A 15224-nucleotide genomic window follows, 5' to 3' on the forward strand; every position below is an offset into this window, starting at 1 on the left:
GCAGGCGTGAACAAGATGTTTCAGCGGCTCATGAGAACGGTGAGCTGCGCCTGTTCCAGAATGTGACGGGTGACACCGCCCAGAATCATCTGGCGCAGACGGGAGTGGGAATAGGCGCCCATGCCGAGCATGTCGGCATTGAACTCCGTGGCCGCCTTCAGGAGCCCCGCGCCGATGTCACGGTTGACGGCCTCGAACTCGCGGGCCGTGGCGGAAATGCCGTGCATCCGCAGATAGGTCACGACTTCATCCGCGCCCGGTCCGCGACGCTGGTAATCCTGACAGGTCAGGACCTGCACGGCTTCGGCCTTGTGGGCCCAGGGAAGGATGCAGCGCAGGGCCAGTGAGGCTTCGGGCGTACCGTTCCAGGCGATGGCGATGCGCTTGCCGACCGTCTTCGGCGGGGCGGGCGGAGCGATCACGAGCGGGCGTCCGCTGTCGAACAGGATGGCATGCAGCGTTTCGGAAGCGCGTGGGTCGCCGTCCTTGGCGAGGTTCGGGACCAGCGTCATGTCGGCCAGACGCGAGCGCCATGTCAGGGAATCGTGCTCGGTCCCGTTGAGGACATCAAGGCTGGCGCTGACGCCATCGCCCGCGGAGGAGCCGATCTTCGAAGGCTCGACGCGGCGGATGCCATGCTCGTGAATGAAGGCGTCAAAGGCCTTGCGGATCGCGATCGCGCGGCGCTGGGCCTCGGTCGTGGCCGTGTCGATCATTTCATTGACCATGCCGGCCGAGATGCCTTCCCCGGCCAGCGTTGCGACTTCGGACGGGTCCGAGCCGACCACGACAGCGGACAGATGGGCATCGAAACGGCGCGCGAAATCCAGCGCGACCGACATGACGGCTTCGAGGTCACCGGAGCCGTTCAGGGGGAGAAGGATATTCTTGATGTCGATAAGCATGGGTCAGGGCTCCCCGGCCAAAATCTGCAGAACGTCGTTATGATGTATTTACGGATAAAGTCGCGTGACGTTCCATCCGTTTCCGTCACGGGTCCACACGGCTCTGTCATGCAGGCGGTAGGGGCGATCCTGCCAGAATTCGATGGCTTCGGGCAGAACGCGGAAGCCCGACCAGTTGGCGGGGCGGGGGATCGGACCGTCGCCGTATTTCTCGTCCACGGCCTTCAGGCGTTCCTCGAAGGTGCTGCGGTCATCCAGCGGGCGTGACTGGTCGGAGGCGATGGCGCCAAGGCGGGACATGCGCGAGCGGCTTGCGAAATACGCATCGGCTTCGGCGGCGCTGACGGCTTCGACCGGGCCTTCGATCCGGATCTGGCGGCGAAGGGATTTCCAGTGGAACAGCAGGGCGACATGCGGGTTGGCCAGCAGTTCGCGTCCCTTGCGGCTTTCCAGATTGGTATAGAAAACGAAGCCGCGCTCATCCACGCCCTTGAGCAGGAGCATCCGGACGGAAGGTCGCCCGTCAGGGGTTGCGGTGGCCACGGCCATGGCGTTGGGATCGTTCGGCTCGGATTTCTCGGCATCCGACATCCAGGCCGCAAACAGGGCGAAGGGATCGGCCTTCAGGTCAATCAGGGGGATGTCGGACATGGGACTCTCCTTGGAACTGGATTGGCGGAACAGGCATGGCGCAGTAGGAGCAACGCAGACCGGTTCGCCAGTGTGAGGATCATAACGCGGATGGCACGTTCCAGCCATCCGGCCCGCTATGGGCACAAGTTTACGCGCTCCGCTCACACCGCGCCTTGATCTGGGACAGCATGCGTCGTCGCAGCAGGCCACTGACGGGGCGGATCACGAGCCAGTAGGGCAGGAAGCACCGCCGGACATGGGAAGTGGGGCACAGGACATGTGTCTGCGTAACAAGGCGCGTCCGTTCCCGCGTGGCTGGCACTGTCATGAAGGACAGGATCAGGGTTGCAGCGGACGCATCCCTGTCACCGAGAAACTCCATGGGTGTGTCAAAACGGCGCAGGCCGTAATCCGTCCGCCAGAAGGCCCCTTTCAGCCCGTAGACCAGACTGCGATTGGTCTGGGAAAGGAGCGTGAAGTCCTGAAGCTCCAGAGGTGGCGGAGAGGGGGCATGCAGCAGGCGGGCCGGCACTCCACGCAGGTAAAAGGCGGGGCGGAGAAGCGGATCATCCCCCAGATGGTAGCAGCGTACGGAGTTCAGAATGGTCCCGGGCCGGGCGCGGATCAGGATGGAATGGCGTTCGGAAAAATCGAACGGGTCCATGGTGGCGCGGGCGGATTTCGAACACATGGGCGGAAATTCCTCAGCGCCGGAGTGATGCCTTAATGCCCTGTCAGAGGGCAAAAAACGGCGCAATCGTCGCAAAGTCTTGTCTGTCACGGGCGCTTGTGCAACCACGGCCCTCAATACGCCAACGCGATTCAGGAAATCACCATGTCTGAAACGGAAGACAACATCCCGGCTCCAGTGACCGGCACGCTCATGAAGGGCAAGCGCGGTGTGATCATGGGTGTTGCCAACAAGCACTCCATTGCCTGGGCCATTGCCAGTGCCTGTGCGGCACAGGGCGCAGAACTTGCTTTCACCTATCAGGGCGAGGCGCTGGGCAAGCGCGTCCGTCCGCTGGCAGAGAGCGTCGGGTCTGAACTCGTCATTCCCTGTGATGTCAGCAATGACGATGCCATCAACACCACGTTCGACGAGATCGAGAAGGTCTGGGGCAAGATCGACTTCGTGCTCCATGCCATCGCTTTCGCCGACAAGCAGTATCTCCGTGGCCGCTATATCGACACGCCGCGCGATGCCTTCCTGCAGGCCATGGACATCTCCTGTTATTCCTTCGTGGCTGTTGCACGCCGTGCATCCGCAATGATGAATCCGGGCGGGGCATTCCTGAGCATGACCTATCTCGGCGCCGAGCGCGTCATGCCACATTACAATGTGATGGGTGTGGCCAAGGCGGCTCTGGAAGCCTCCGTGCGTTACATGGCTGCCGATCTGGGCCGTGACGATATCCGCGTGAACGGCATCTCTGCTGGTCCGATCATGACGCTGGCTGCCAACGGGATCAGCGATTTCCGCTACATCCTGCGCTGGAACCAGCTTAATGCGCCGATGGAGCGTAACGTGACCCTCAAGGATGTTGGCGGTTCGGGCATGTATCTGCTCTCCGACCTGTCCAGCGGTGTGACGGGCGAGATCCATCACGTGGATTGCGGCTACCACACGGTCGGCATGAAGAACCCGGACGCTCCGGACATCGCAGCGGTCGGTTCTGGGAACTGACATGTCGGACAACAGCTTCGGGAAGCTCTTTCGCGTCACCACCTGGGGTGAGAGTCACGGACCGGCCATCGGCTGCGTCATCGATGGCTGCCCACCCCGCCTGAAGCTGTCCGAAGAGGACATCCAGCCTTGGCTCGACCGTCGTCGGCCGGGGCAGTCCCGCTTTACCACGCAGCGGCGGGAGCCGGATCAGGTCCGGATCCTCTCAGGCGTGTTTGAAGGGCAGACGACCGGCACGCCCATTTCGCTGATGATCGAGAATACCGATCAGCGGTCGAAGGATTACGGCGATATCGCAACCCGCTATCGCCCCGGTCATGCCGACATTGCCTACGACATGAAATACGGCATCCGCGACTATCGTGGGGGCGGACGTTCTTCGGCGCGCGAGACGGCCATGCGGGTTGCGGCGGGTGCCGTGGCGCGTGTGCTGCTCAGAACGCTGGTGGGTGAGGGCGTGAAAATCCGTGCCGCCCTGACGGGAATCGGCGGCCAGACCATCGATCCGTCCCGCTGGGACTGGGACGAGGTCGAGCGCAATCCGCTGTGGTGTCCGGATGCGGAATCCGTGGGGCCATGGGAAGCGTTGCTCGACTCCATTCGCAAGGATGGATCATCAATTGGGGCGACCGTCGAAGTGGTGGCGGAAGGTCTGCCTGCCGGACTCGGTGCGCCGGTCTATGGCAAGCTTGATGCCGATCTGGCCGGGGCCATGATGGGCATCAATGGCGTGAAGGGCGTCGAAATCGGAGACGGTTTTGCTGTGGCTGCTTTGCGCGGTGAGCAGAATGCTGATCCGATCGCACCGGGGCCGCAGTTCGCATCCAATCATGCCGGCGGCATTCTGGGCGGTATCTCGACGGGACAGCCCATTGTGGCCCGTTTTGCAATCAAGCCGACCAGTTCGATCCTTACGCCTGTTCCGAGCATCACGCGCGATGGCGAGTCTGTCGAAGTGATGACGAAGGGGCGGCACGATCCCTGCATTGGTATCCGGGCCGTGCCGGTCGCTGAAGCGATGATGGCCTGTGTGCTGGCCGATCACCTGCTGCGCGATCATGCGCAGTGTGGCTGGGGGCGCTAGGCCCCAGCCATAGGTGCCGGGCGCCTCAGCTTTCGAATGTGGCGTCCAGGGTGATCTTGGCCTTGATGACCTGCGACAGCGGGCAGCCTTCCTTGGCTTTGTTGGCAATTTCCAGAAACTGCGCTTCCGATGCGCCGGGAACCTTGCCGCGCAGGGTCAGGTGAGACTGCGTGATGGCAAAACCTTCGCCGGACTTGTCCAGAGACACTGTGGCTTTCGTCTCCAGGGATTCGGCCTTGAAGCCCGCCTGCTCGAGCATCATGGATAACGCCATGGTGAAACAGCCGGCATGGGCCGCGCCGAGCAGCTCTTCGGGGTTCGTGCCGGGCTTGTCTTCGAAACGGGTGTTGAAGCCATAGGGCTGATTCTGCAGGGCGCCGCTCTGCGTGGAAATCGTGCCTTTTCCGTCCTTGAGGCCGCCGGTCCAGTGGGCTGAGGCTGTCTTCTTGATGGTCATGATGGGCTCTTCCATGTTGTGGGCTCGCCCGTTTAAACGTGACATGTCATGGATCGTTTCCCGCGTCGGTGTTCACGAAATTTCCCGATCCTGTGACCGCCATCACACAGTGGAAAAAGTGCCTTGGGAAAACTCGTGGGATAACAGTCTGATAGGGGCGGTTTTCTGCGATTGGTACTATATCTAGGGGCATTCACGAAATCCTTCCCTAGATATAGGAGAGGCCAAATTCACACCTCTTCCGATTTTGCAAGCGAACTTCGTGCTTGCGGTCGGGTTCGGAGTGATGGAAATGAGAGCTCAAGAATTCAAAAATAGATGCCCGGCGGAGAGAGCGATGACCCTTCATGACGTGACGATGGACGTGTCCGACAAGGCCCACCGCGCCCATGATGTACGTCCGCCTCTCGATCATCCCATCGGTGAAGCGCCGCTTCCGGGTGATGCCGATTCCGCGGGCATGTTCGACGATGTCGTGCAGCTTCCTGGCCATCATGCCGTGCGAGTGGACCGTTCGCGCGACTCCCTGCTGACGGATTTCGGCAAGGCGACGCTGAACAACCGCTATCTGCTTCCGGGCGAGGACTATCAGGCGCTTTTTGCGCGTGTGGCCTCCTATTACGGCGCGGATGCGGGACATGCACAGCGGATCTATGACTACATTTCCCGCCACTGGTTCATGCCGGCCACGCCCGTTCTGTCCAATGGTGGCACCGAGCGTGGTCTGCCGATTTCCTGCTTCCTGAACGAGGCTGAGGACAGCCTTTCGGGAATCGTGGGGCTGTGGAACGAGAACGTGTGGCTTGCGTCCAAGGGCGGTGGCATCGGGTCCTACTGGGGTAATCTGCGCTCCATCGGCGAGAATATCGGCCGTAATGGCAAGACGTCCGGCGTCATTCCGTTCATCCGCGTTATGGACAGCCTGACGCTGGCGATTTCGCAGGGCTCCCTTCGCCGTGGATCGGCTGCGGTGTATCTGCCGGTCTGGCATCCGGAAGTGGAAGAATTCGTCGAGATGCGCCGCCCGACGGGTGGTGATCCGAACCGCAAGGCACTGAACCTGCATCACGGCGTGCTCGTGACGGATGCGTTCATGCGGGCGGTTGAGAATGACGAGGAATGGGCGCTGCTGTCGCCGAAGGATCACAGCACGATCCGCAAGGTTTCGGCGCGTGGTCTGTGGATCCGGATCCTGACGGCACGGATGGAGCAGGGCGAGCCTTACATCATCTATTCCGATCATGTGAACCGCGCCCGTCCGGAGCATCACAAGCTGGCCGGGCTGGAAGTGAAGACCTCCAATCTCTGCGCCGAGATCACGCTGCCGACCGGTATCGACCATCATGGCAAGAACCGTACGGCCGTCTGCTGCCTGTCCTCGCTCAATCTCGAGACCTGGGACGAGTGGAAGGATGATCCGCAGTTCATCGAGGACGTGATGCTGTTCCTCGACAACGTGCTGCAGGACTTCATCGACCGCGCACCGGACGACATGGCGCGGGCGAAATACGCCGCTGCGCGTGAGCGTTCGGTTGGTCTGGGCGTGATGGGATTCCATTCCTTCCTGCAGGCCCGGATGATTCCGTTCGAGTCCGTGATGGCGAAGGTCTGGAACCGGAAGATTTTCGAACACATCCGCAAGCAGGCCGATGCGGCATCGAAGCATCTGGCGGAAGTGCGCGGTCCGTGCCCCGATGCTGCCGAATACGGCTTCATGGAGCGTTTCTCACACAAGCTCGCTATTGCGCCGACGGCCTCGATTTCCATCATCACGGGCAATGCCAGCCCGGGCATTGAGCCCATCAGCGCGAATGTGTTCCTGCAGAAGACGCTCTCGGGTTCCTTCTCGGTGCGCAATCGCCACCTGAAGAAAATTCTGGAAGAGCGCGGCTACGATACGGATGAAGTCTGGTCGGCGATCACGCTGAACAAGGGCTCCGTGCAGAACCTCGACTTCCTGACGCAGGATGAGAAGGACGTGTTCAAGACGGCGTTCGAACTCGATCAGCGCTGGGTTGTGGAACATGCCGCTGATCGTGCGCCGTTCATTTGTCAGGCGCAGTCGGTGAACCTGTTCCTGCCGGCCGACGTTCACAAGCGCGACCTGCATCAGATCCATTTCCAGGCGTGGAAGAAGGGCCTGAAGTCCCTGTACTACTGCCGCTCCCTGTCCGTGCAGCGCGCGGATGCCGTGTCCAACCTCGCGGTGAAGAGCGACATTCTGGAAGACGAAAAATACGAAGCCACGGCTCAGGCTGCCCCGCGCGGCGAGATGAGCAGCGGCGATTACGAAGAGTGCCTGTCCTGCCAGTAATGGCGGGATGTGAAAGGACGCGATCATGAGCGACACGACCCCGACAACCGATCATCAGGGCGAGCAGCATTTCGACCTGATGACCGCCAACCCGGTCTACAAGCCCTTCCGCTACCCCTGGGCCTATGACGCCTGGCTGACCCAGCAGCGCGTCCACTGGCTGCCTGAGGAAGTCCCGCTGGCGGATGACGTGAAGGACTGGCACCGCACGCTGACGGAAGCCGAGCGTCATCTCGTGACGCAGATCTTCCGCTTCTTCACGCAGTCGGACGTGGAAGTGAACTCCGCGTACATGAAGTATTACAGCCAGGTCTTCAAACCGACCGAAGTGCTGATGATGCTGTCCGCGTTCTCGAATATCGAGACGATTCACATCGCTGCGTATTCCCATCTTCTTGATACCATCGGGATGCCCGAGACCGAGTATTCGGCCTTCCTGAAATACAAGGAGATGAAGGACAAATACGATTTCATGCAGTCGTTCAACATCGACAACAAGCGTGAAATCGCCAAGACCATGGCGGCCTTCGGGGCATTCATGGAGGGGCTTCAGCTGTTCGCATCCTTCGCGATCCTGCTGAACTTCCCGCGCTTCAACAAGCTCAAGGGCATGGGGCAGATCGTGTCCTGGTCGGTGCGCGACGAGACGCTGCACTGCCTGTCCATGATCCGCCTGTTCCGCACCTTCGTCCGCGAAAACAGCGAAATCTGGACGCCGGATTTCCGCGAGGAACTGACGCAGATCTGCCGCACCACGGTCGAGCATGAAGATGCGTTCATCGATCTGTGCTTCGAGATGGGACCGGTCGAGGGCATGTCCTCCGAGGACGTGAAGAAGTACATTCGCTTCATTGCCGACCGTCGTCTGACGCAGTTGGGCCTGGATCCGGTTTATGGGCAGGAAAGCAATCCGCTGCCGTGGATCGACGACATGCTGAATGCGGTCGAGCACGCAAATTTCTTCGAGAACCGCTCGACCGAATACTCCCGCGCGTCCACGTCCGGAACCTGGGAAGAAGCGTTCGAAGGCAACGTCTTCAGCTAAGACCCTTCGTGCGGAGAAGCCCTAGCCTTCGGGCAGGGCTTCTCCGTCACGCAGAACGCGCTCGGCCGCGGCAGTGAAGCGGCCGTCTGCCTCGTGCAGGACCAGCCCGGCCCGCAGTCGGAAAATCCCGCGGCCACCATGGACTGCGCGGACCAGAACCAGTTTCGCTTCCCGGCCTGCTCGTGGCCAGAAGGGATAGAACTGGATCGAACCACATCCATTTTCCAGCAATGTCTGACAGGCCCGGTCCGCGACGGCGGTGGACAGGACAAAGGTCAGTGTTCCACCCGGAAGCACCCATTTCGTCAGGGCACGGATCCACTCTTCCGGCGCGGTCGTTTCTGCGCTCAGGGCCAGACGGCGCCGGCTGTCGGGCGATGGTGTCCCGGAAGGGCTGTGCCATGGCGGATTAGCCATGATGTGATGGAAGCGGCCGTTCGCCGTGGGGGTGAGGACACGCAGACTCCTGGGGATAGCCGGCAGATGGGCCTGAAGGATCCGGAGCTTCGGGATGCCGTCCGAAAGCAGGTTGTTGCGGATATTCTGTTCGGCCAGTGCCTGTGTCTCGGGATCAGATTCCAGACCGACTCCATGCACACCCGGAATACGGGCCGAGAGGCAAAGCAGGGCAGCCCCTGCGCCGCATCCTCCCTCCAGTACCGTTTCGCCAGGTCTTGCGGGGATCGAGGCCGCCATGAGGACAGGCTCAAGGCCGGTCCTGTAGCCTTTGGCGAACTGGTCGTAGCGCACACGCCCGCCCAGCAGGAAACCCTCTTCCCGGGCGGGGGCAGGAGGGGCAGATGGGGTCCCGGTAAGGGACTTCGGGGGGGGGAATGGGTTGACCGTCTTCCTGCTGCCGCTCATATGGTCTTCCCAACCTGTCGTCCGGCGTTACATGGTCCGTTCGTTCTTCCCGCGACAGGAGAGAAAGAACGGGGCTACGCCACATCATATCGTGCCCGTGCGGTCCTGGGCCAGTCTCCGGGTCCGTTGCGGGAACTGGAGTAATCACCCTTGGATTCTGCCGCACCGGACGTTTCTGCGACCGTTGAGAAAGCTGTGGTCAGGGATGCAGGGGGCGAGAGCGCCCTTTCCGCTCTGTCCGCCTACCTGGAACAGGATATGCAGGCTTGCAACCGCGCCATCATCGCGCGGATGGAGAGCCCGGTCCCGCTCATTCCGCAGCTTGGCGCCCATCTTGTCGCGGCTGGCGGCAAGCGTCTGCGACCCCTGCTGACACTCGCCTCCTCCCGTCTGTGCGGCTACCAGTCGACACCGGAAAACCAGCGCCATGTCGGCCTCGCCGCCTGTGTGGAGTTCATCCATACCGCCACGCTGCTTCACGATGATGTGGTCGATGAGAGCAACCTGCGTCGGGGTCTGGCCTCGGCCAATGCCGTGTTCGGCAACAAGGCCTCCGTCCTGGTGGGCGACTTCCTGTTTGCGCGGTCGTTCCAGCTGATGACGGCGGACGGCTCGCTCAAGGTCATGGCAATTCTGTCTGATGCTTCGGCGACCATTGCCGAAGGCGAAGTCCTGCAGATGGTGACGCAGAACGACCTGTCCACACCGGTCGATCGCTATCTTGAAGTCATCCATGGCAAGACGGCGGCTCTGTTCGCGGCGGCCTGTCGCGTGGGCGCAGTGGTCGCGGATCGTCCGGAAGTGGAAGAGCTGGCATTGGACCGTTTCGGGACCAATCTGGGCATGGCGTTCCAGCTTGTCGATGATGCTCTGGATTACGCAGCCGACCAGCAGATCCTCGGCAAGACGGTCGGTGACGACATGCGCGAAGGCAAGATCACGCTGCCGGTTCTGGCCGCCTATGAAGCCGGATCTGCGGAAGACCGGGCATTCTGGGAGCGTGTGATCGAGAAGGGTGAGCAGACGGAAGCCGATCTGCCCCACGCTCTGGCCCTGATCGAGAAGACCGGCGCCATTGCAACGACGATCGCCCGCGCGCAGGCCTATGCCGCCGAGGCTGTGGATGCGCTGTCGATTTTCCCGGACAGTGAACTGCGTCGTCTTATGACGGAGACGGTCCAGTATACCGTTGATCGCGCCCGCTGAGGCGCTCTGAAACGCCCTGTTCCTGAATGGACAGGGCGTTTTCTTTCAGGCTTCCGCCATGCTTGGTGCGGGAGCTGCGAACACATCCCATTGCGAAAAACCGAGTCTTTGCGCTGCAGCTTCCAGTCTTGCGGTGTCCTGTGGTGCGCAGGTCATCAGAAGCCTGCCGGGGCGGGATGGTGCTGAGGAGCAGGGTGCGTCCTGAAGGACAGTCCGGACCTGCCGTGCGACGGCGGGGGCGGGGTCCAGCCAGGTGATGCCGGGAGGAGACAGGCGTTCGAAAGCATCCATCAGGAATGTGTAATGCGTGCAGCCCAAGCCCACGGTGTCGATTTCGCTGCCATGGGGCTGACTGAAGAGGCAGGTCAGTTCGTATTGTACGTCTGAATCTGCGGTGACCTCACCCAGAAAGGCGCGCTCTGCCAGATCCGCCAGTCGGCGTGCACCATGGGTGATCAGACGGCAGTCGGGCGCAAAATCGCGATGAAGCTGGAGGATGTAAGGGCGTCGCGCCGTGGCCGACGTCGATAGCAGACCGATGACCCGGCTCTCGGAAACACGCCCGGCCCAGCGGATCGGTGGTACGCAGCCGACTACGGGAATGTTCAGGCGCTGCCGCAGGGCAGGCAGGGCAATCGTGCTGGCGGTATTGCAGGCAATAACCAGAACGTCGGGCTGGAGGCGCTCGCAGGCGGCAACCAGAAGACTGACGATCCGGGAGGTCAGCAGATCGTCAGGCTGTTCGCCATACGGGAACAGCGCCGTATCGGCGAGATAGTCGATATGCAGGGCGGGGAGGAGGTCGCGCAGGGCCTGCACGACACCCATCCCGCCAATGCCGGAGTCAAAAACCAGACTCCGGTCGGCTGGCACGGAGGCGCCAGTGTCCATCAGGCTTCGGCTTTGGCCTTGAGAGCCAGCGCTTCTTCCGCGCTGCTCACGCCGCCATGCTTCTTGGACCAGCCGCACGGATCTTCCAGGAAGCGGCGGACTTCGGCGCTGTCCTTTTCGGAGAAGTAGTCACCGCCTGCGCATGCTTCCAGAACGTCCCACCAGGTGCAGAGCGAATGCAGCGAGATGTCCATGTCGGCCAGGGTCTTATGAGCGCCCGGGAACACGCCATAGAAGAACACAACGAAGGTGTGGTTCACGATGGCGCCGGCATCGCGCAGGGCATTGGCGAATCGGATCTTGGACGCGCCGTCCGTCGTCAGGTCTTCGACCAGCAGGGTGCGCATGCCTTCGGGCACATCGCCTTCGATCTGCGCGTTGCGGCCAAAGCCCTTCGGCTTTTTGCGGACATAGGCCATCGGCGTCATCATCCGGTCCGCAATCCAGGCAGCGAACGGAATGCCGGCAGTCTCGCCACCCACGACGGCGTCGATGCTTTCATAGCCGATATGACGGCCGATCTTCTCGACGGCCAGTTCCATGATCTTGGTGCGGGCGCGCGGGAAGAAAATGATCTTGCGGCAGTCGATATAGACCGGGGACTTCCAGCCGGACGTCAGGGTGTAGGGCTCTTCCGGACGGAAGTTGATGGCCTTGATCTCAAGCAGGATACGGGCCGTGGTGAGGGCCGCGTCACGGTCCCACTGGGTGCGGCCCGCCATCGGGCTTTCGGCGAACTGGGTCATGCTTGTCTCCGCTGACGTCGTTTTCTCGTGGTTTACCGGGCTGTTGCCGGGAAGGGTAGGGGCAATATGTTCCGCTTCCGGGCTGTGTGAACTTTATCTGCTGCCTGTCAGTGTTACCGGTCCCATCGATCTTCGTGCTTGCATGGGAGCGTCCGGAGTTCTAGGGAGAGATATCGATATTCATTCTCATTTACGGCAGGAACAGAAGTGAGCATAGAGACCAGTCGGATCGGCCGGAAATGCGAACGCGCTGTTGTGACGGCCTATCAGGAACTGCGTGAAGTCGGCCAGCCGGACATGCAGGCCTTCGCGGCCTGCACGACGCTGTATCGCATCCACCATCCCGAATCTTCCGTGAAGGAAGCACGCCGCCTCGTGGCCGAATGGATCGACCATCACGTTGTCCGTCAGGCCCGCGGCCAGACTCCGGGATGCGACTGCTGAACGCCGCGGAGGCGCTTCAGCGCCTCTCGCTCATGGGGACGAAACTCCGTTCCGCCGCACCGATATAAAGCTGTCTTGGACGGCTGATGCGCACGGACGGTTCCTCGATCATTTCCTTCCACTGACTGACCCAGCCGACTGTCCGCGCAACGGCGAACAGCACTGTGAACATGCTCTTGGGAATCCCGAGCGCCTTGAGGATCAGTCCGGAATAGAAATCCACATTCGGATAGAGACGGCGGCTGACGAAATAATCGTCTTCGGTCGCCACGCGCTCCAGCTCCATCGCCAGATCCAGAAGCGGATCGCGCTTGAGCCCGAGTTCCTCGATGACTTCGTGGCAGGTCGCCTGAAGGATCTTCGCGCGCGGATCGAAGTTCTTGTAGACGCGATGGCCAAAGCCCATCAGGCGTACGCCGGAATTGCGGTTTTTGACCTCGTTGAGGAAGGCGGGGATGCCGTCGCGGGTGCCGATGGTTTCCAGCATGCCGAGCGCGGCCTCGTTGGCGCCACCATGCGCAGGCCCCCACAGGGCGGCAATGCCAGCCGCGATGCAGGCATAGGGGTTCGCACCGGTCGAGCCCACGAGGCGGACAGTCGTCGTGGAGGCGTTCTGCTCGTGATCGGCATGCAGCAGCAGGATGCGATCCATCGCGCGGGCCAGCACGGGATTGACCCGGTAGTGATTGCCCGGGCGGGCGAACAGCATGTGCAGGAAGTTCTCGGAGAACGACATTTCTTCATCGGGATAGATGAAGGGCTCGCCGATGGAATATTTATAGGCCCAGGCTGCGATGGTCGGGACCTTGGCGATCAGCCGGCGGGCCGAGAGATCGCGGGCTTTTGGCTCTGAAATGTCCAGCCCGTCATGATAGAAGGCCGAAAGCGCGCCGACCGTTCCGCACAGGATCGCCATGGGATGCGCATCGCGGCGGAAGCCGTTGAAGAAGTTCCGGATCTGCTCGTTCAGCAGCCGGTGGGTGTTCATGTCCGTGCGGAATGCCTGATACTGCTCGGCGGTTGGCAGTTCGCCATAAAGCAGCAGATAGGCCGTCTCGGTGAAGCTGGCGTTGAGGGCCAGGTCTTCGATCGGATAGCCACGATGCAGCAGGACGCCCTTGTCGCCGTCAATATAGCTGATGGCGCTGGTACAGGTCGCGGTGCTGCCCAGCCCCGGATCGAAGGAGAAGACGCCCGTTTTCTGGGACAGGGCGCGCATGTCCACGACGTCCGGACCGATCGTCCCTTCCAGAACTGGAAACTGACGGCTGAGGCCATCGAGACCAAAGGTTGCGGAACGGTTTTCGGACATGCAGTTGATAACCCGCCTGGAATGTAAGGATGTTGTTCTATTTTATCTCTGAAAGGTTTTTTATGTCCAGAGAAGCCCTCTGGACGCTCTTTCAGGGCTGGAGGAGCGTAATGGGCTGGATCGTGGACGGTCGGACGTCCAGCCATTGCCCCGGAACGCCCAGAACCGTCAGGCCAGCCAGCGGATAAGACCGGTAGAGCGTGGAAAACCGGGCGCTCTGAAGGGCAGGGCCGAGAAGATCGCGGGCAAAGTCGCCGATGGTCGGGTTATGGCCGACGATCAGCAGGGTCTCAACGGTTTCCGGCGTGGCGTGAATAAGGCCGTAAAGATCGTCAGCCGTAGCGGCATACAGGCTGTCTTCGATTTCAAGCGATGCGGCTGTGTCAGAAGCGGCAAGCACGCCCTGCGCGGTCTGCCGGGTGCGGATGGCAGGGCTGTACAGGATCCGGATGGGGGAAGGCAGGTCCAGCGTGGCAAGCTGTCTGCCGATGCTGGCGGCCTGCTCCTGTCCCTTCGGTGTAAGCGCACGGGCGCGGTCACCCTTCTCCGTCAGGACATGGGGGACGGCCTCGGCGTGGCGCAGAAGCAGGAGGCGGCGCATCAGCCTTCCGATGCCCGGCGGGCGTCTGCGGCGATGGCTTCGTGATGGCGGATGACCTCACGGATGACGAAGGCAAGGAACTTCTCGGCGAAATCCGGATCCAGATGGGCATCGCGGGCAAGCTGGCGCAGGCGTTCGATCTGGCGTGTCTCACGGGAAGGGTCAGCCGGCGGGAGATGGGCGCGGGCCTTGAGCTTTCCGACTTCCTGCGTGCAGCGGAAGCGTTCCGCCAGCATGTGGATCAGGGCGGCATCGATGTTGTCGATACTCGCGCGCAGGCGTTCGAGTTCGGCCAGGGCAGGGTCGGAGCCAGCCGGCTTGGAGGTGTGAGGCATGTTGGAGGGCTCAGGGCTCATTCAAATCGATCCATGCAAGATGGCCGCCTTTTCCGGCACCAAGATCGGTAAAGACGGCCGTGCCCCCCAGACGTCCCGTCCGGCGCCAGGGGCGTCCGTCGGTCGAGCGGCGGTCATGGCCGACATAGACCGTCATCCCTTCGGGGATGCGGTTGATCCAGGTCAGGCGGCGTTCGGGATAGCCATCCGGCTGCATGCGGCCGGTGGTTTCACCAAAAAGGGCGCGGGACAGCGGCGCGGACATCTCGCCCAGACCCGGCACCGGGGAATGGGAGAGCATGGCCGTATGAAATCCGCCATGCACAAACAGGGAGCGGCCGATCCGCAGCCATGTCGGCGCCTGATCGATGGCCCTGTAGGCGCGTTCGGGAAGCCCCTCATATTCCGGCAGCGAAATCTGGCGCAGCGTTTCCTCAAGCGGTGGATCGCGCCTCAGGCGCCTGCCTTCGAGGGCACGGCCCAGCTTGCGGTCATGGTTGCCGAGAATGAACAGACCGCGCTGCTGCTCCAGAAGTTCGAGCATCAACTCCATCACGCCGGCGCTGTCGGGGCCATGATCGACGAGGTCTCCGAGCTGGATGACAAAGCGGTCGGTTGCGGTGGCATGACGGAAAGCGTTGAAATCACCATGCACGTCTCCCACCACGCGGATGCCGTGTTCACGGATTCGCGTCATGAT

Annotated in this window: 17 protein-coding genes; 6 read left to right on the forward strand and 11 right to left on the reverse strand. The window is 61.7% G+C overall.

Annotated elements, in window-relative coordinates:
• Window positions 1–20: 20 nt before the first annotated feature.
• From GLS_RS10625 to GLS_RS10635, 3 genes are all read right to left on the reverse strand, one after another.
• A complete protein-coding gene (locus GLS_RS10625) occupies window positions 21–905 on the reverse strand; it encodes a universal stress protein (protein WP_041112198.1) in 885 nt (294 codons plus the stop codon).
• Window positions 906–953: 48 nt separating this feature from the next.
• Window positions 954–1556 carry a pyridoxamine 5'-phosphate oxidase gene (gene pdxH, locus GLS_RS10630; protein WP_148295926.1) on the reverse strand — a complete coding sequence of 201 codons (603 nt, stop codon included), beginning with the start codon at window positions 1554–1556 and terminating at the stop codon, window positions 954–956.
• A 130-nt stretch (window positions 1557–1686) separates the two neighbouring features.
• Window positions 1687–2229, reverse strand: a complete 543-nt coding sequence (locus GLS_RS10635) for a hypothetical protein (RefSeq protein ID WP_226986573.1) — start codon at window positions 2227–2229, stop codon at window positions 1687–1689.
• Between the two features lie 144 nt (window positions 2230–2373).
• Here GLS_RS10635 and fabI point away from each other — a divergent pair, with 144 nt between their 5' ends.
• Window positions 2374–3225 (forward strand): enoyl-ACP reductase FabI, encoded by an 852-nt coding sequence (gene fabI / locus GLS_RS10640; RefSeq protein WP_041112199.1) that lies wholly within the window; start codon window positions 2374–2376, stop codon window positions 3223–3225.
• Between the two features lies 1 nt (window position 3226).
• Window positions 3227–4309: a chorismate synthase gene (aroC, locus tag GLS_RS10645; RefSeq protein WP_011253504.1), complete on the forward strand. Its 1083-nt coding sequence runs from the start codon at window positions 3227–3229 to the stop codon at window positions 4307–4309.
• 25 nt (window positions 4310–4334) lie between these two features.
• On the opposite strand, the gene GLS_RS10650 is transcribed toward aroC, so the two are convergent.
• On the reverse strand, window positions 4335–4766 hold the full coding sequence (locus GLS_RS10650) for an OsmC family protein (protein ID WP_148295927.1): 432 nt from the start codon (window positions 4764–4766) through the stop codon (window positions 4335–4337).
• 460 nt (window positions 4767–5226) lie between these two features.
• On the opposite strand from GLS_RS10650, the gene GLS_RS10655 reads away from it, so the two are divergent.
• The gene (locus GLS_RS10655) at window positions 5227–7080 is read left to right on the forward strand and encodes a ribonucleoside-diphosphate reductase subunit alpha (protein ID WP_228119209.1); all 1854 of its coding nucleotides are present in this window, start codon (window positions 5227–5229) and stop codon (window positions 7078–7080) included.
• Between the two features lie 25 nt (window positions 7081–7105).
• A complete protein-coding gene (locus GLS_RS10660; protein WP_041112201.1) occupies window positions 7106–8125 on the forward strand; it encodes a ribonucleotide-diphosphate reductase subunit beta in 1020 nt (339 codons plus the stop codon).
• Window positions 8126–8146: 21 nt separating this feature from the next.
• Here the strand turns inward: GLS_RS10660 and GLS_RS10665 are convergent, their stop codons facing one another.
• Entirely contained in the window at window positions 8147–8989 is an 843-nt protein-coding gene (locus GLS_RS10665) for a tRNA1(Val) (adenine(37)-N6)-methyltransferase (protein WP_052327560.1), read from the reverse strand.
• Between the two features lie 150 nt (window positions 8990–9139).
• On the opposite strand from GLS_RS10665, the gene GLS_RS10670 reads away from it, so the two are divergent.
• A complete protein-coding gene (locus tag GLS_RS10670; RefSeq protein ID WP_052327561.1) occupies window positions 9140–10195 on the forward strand; it encodes a polyprenyl synthetase family protein in 1056 nt (351 codons plus the stop codon).
• A 45-nt stretch (window positions 10196–10240) separates the two neighbouring features.
• Here GLS_RS10670 and GLS_RS10675 read toward each other — a convergent pair whose 3' ends face one another.
• Complete coding sequence (locus GLS_RS10675) at window positions 10241–11023, reverse strand: glutamate racemase (RefSeq protein ID WP_041112869.1); 783 nt, start codon at window positions 11021–11023, stop codon at window positions 10241–10243.
• 62 nt (window positions 11024–11085) lie between these two features.
• Window positions 11086–11832, reverse strand: a complete 747-nt coding sequence (locus tag GLS_RS10680; protein WP_041112205.1) for an orotate phosphoribosyltransferase — start codon at window positions 11830–11832, stop codon at window positions 11086–11088.
• A 207-nt stretch (window positions 11833–12039) separates the two neighbouring features.
• Here GLS_RS10680 and GLS_RS10685 point away from each other — a divergent pair, with 207 nt between their 5' ends.
• On the forward strand, window positions 12040–12276 hold the full coding sequence (locus GLS_RS10685; protein WP_024716776.1) for a hypothetical protein: 237 nt from the start codon (window positions 12040–12042) through the stop codon (window positions 12274–12276).
• A gap of 16 nt (window positions 12277–12292) precedes the next feature.
• Here the strand turns inward: GLS_RS10685 and GLS_RS10690 are convergent, their stop codons facing one another.
• The 4 genes from GLS_RS10690 to GLS_RS10705 all read right to left on the reverse strand — a co-directional run bounded on the left by GLS_RS10690 (window position 12293) and on the right by GLS_RS10705 (window position 15221).
• On the reverse strand, window positions 12293–13588 hold the full coding sequence (locus GLS_RS10690) for a citrate synthase (RefSeq protein WP_041112206.1): 1296 nt from the start codon (window positions 13586–13588) through the stop codon (window positions 12293–12295).
• A gap of 91 nt (window positions 13589–13679) precedes the next feature.
• A complete protein-coding gene (locus GLS_RS10695; RefSeq protein WP_041112207.1) occupies window positions 13680–14189 on the reverse strand; it encodes a SixA phosphatase family protein in 510 nt (169 codons plus the stop codon).
• Complete coding sequence (locus GLS_RS10700) at window positions 14189–14524, reverse strand: chorismate mutase (RefSeq protein WP_024716777.1); 336 nt, start codon at window positions 14522–14524, stop codon at window positions 14189–14191. Before GLS_RS10700 ends, GLS_RS10695 begins: the two co-directional genes overlap by 1 nt.
• A gap of 10 nt (window positions 14525–14534) precedes the next feature.
• Window positions 14535–15221 (reverse strand): metallophosphoesterase, encoded by a 687-nt coding sequence (locus GLS_RS10705; protein ID WP_011253515.1) that lies wholly within the window; start codon window positions 15219–15221, stop codon window positions 14535–14537.
• Window positions 15222–15224 lie beyond the last annotated feature (3 nt).

Source organism: Gluconobacter oxydans DSM 3504 (assembly GCF_000583855.1).
Classification (GTDB): Bacteria; Pseudomonadota; Alphaproteobacteria; order Acetobacterales; family Acetobacteraceae; genus Gluconobacter; species Gluconobacter oxydans.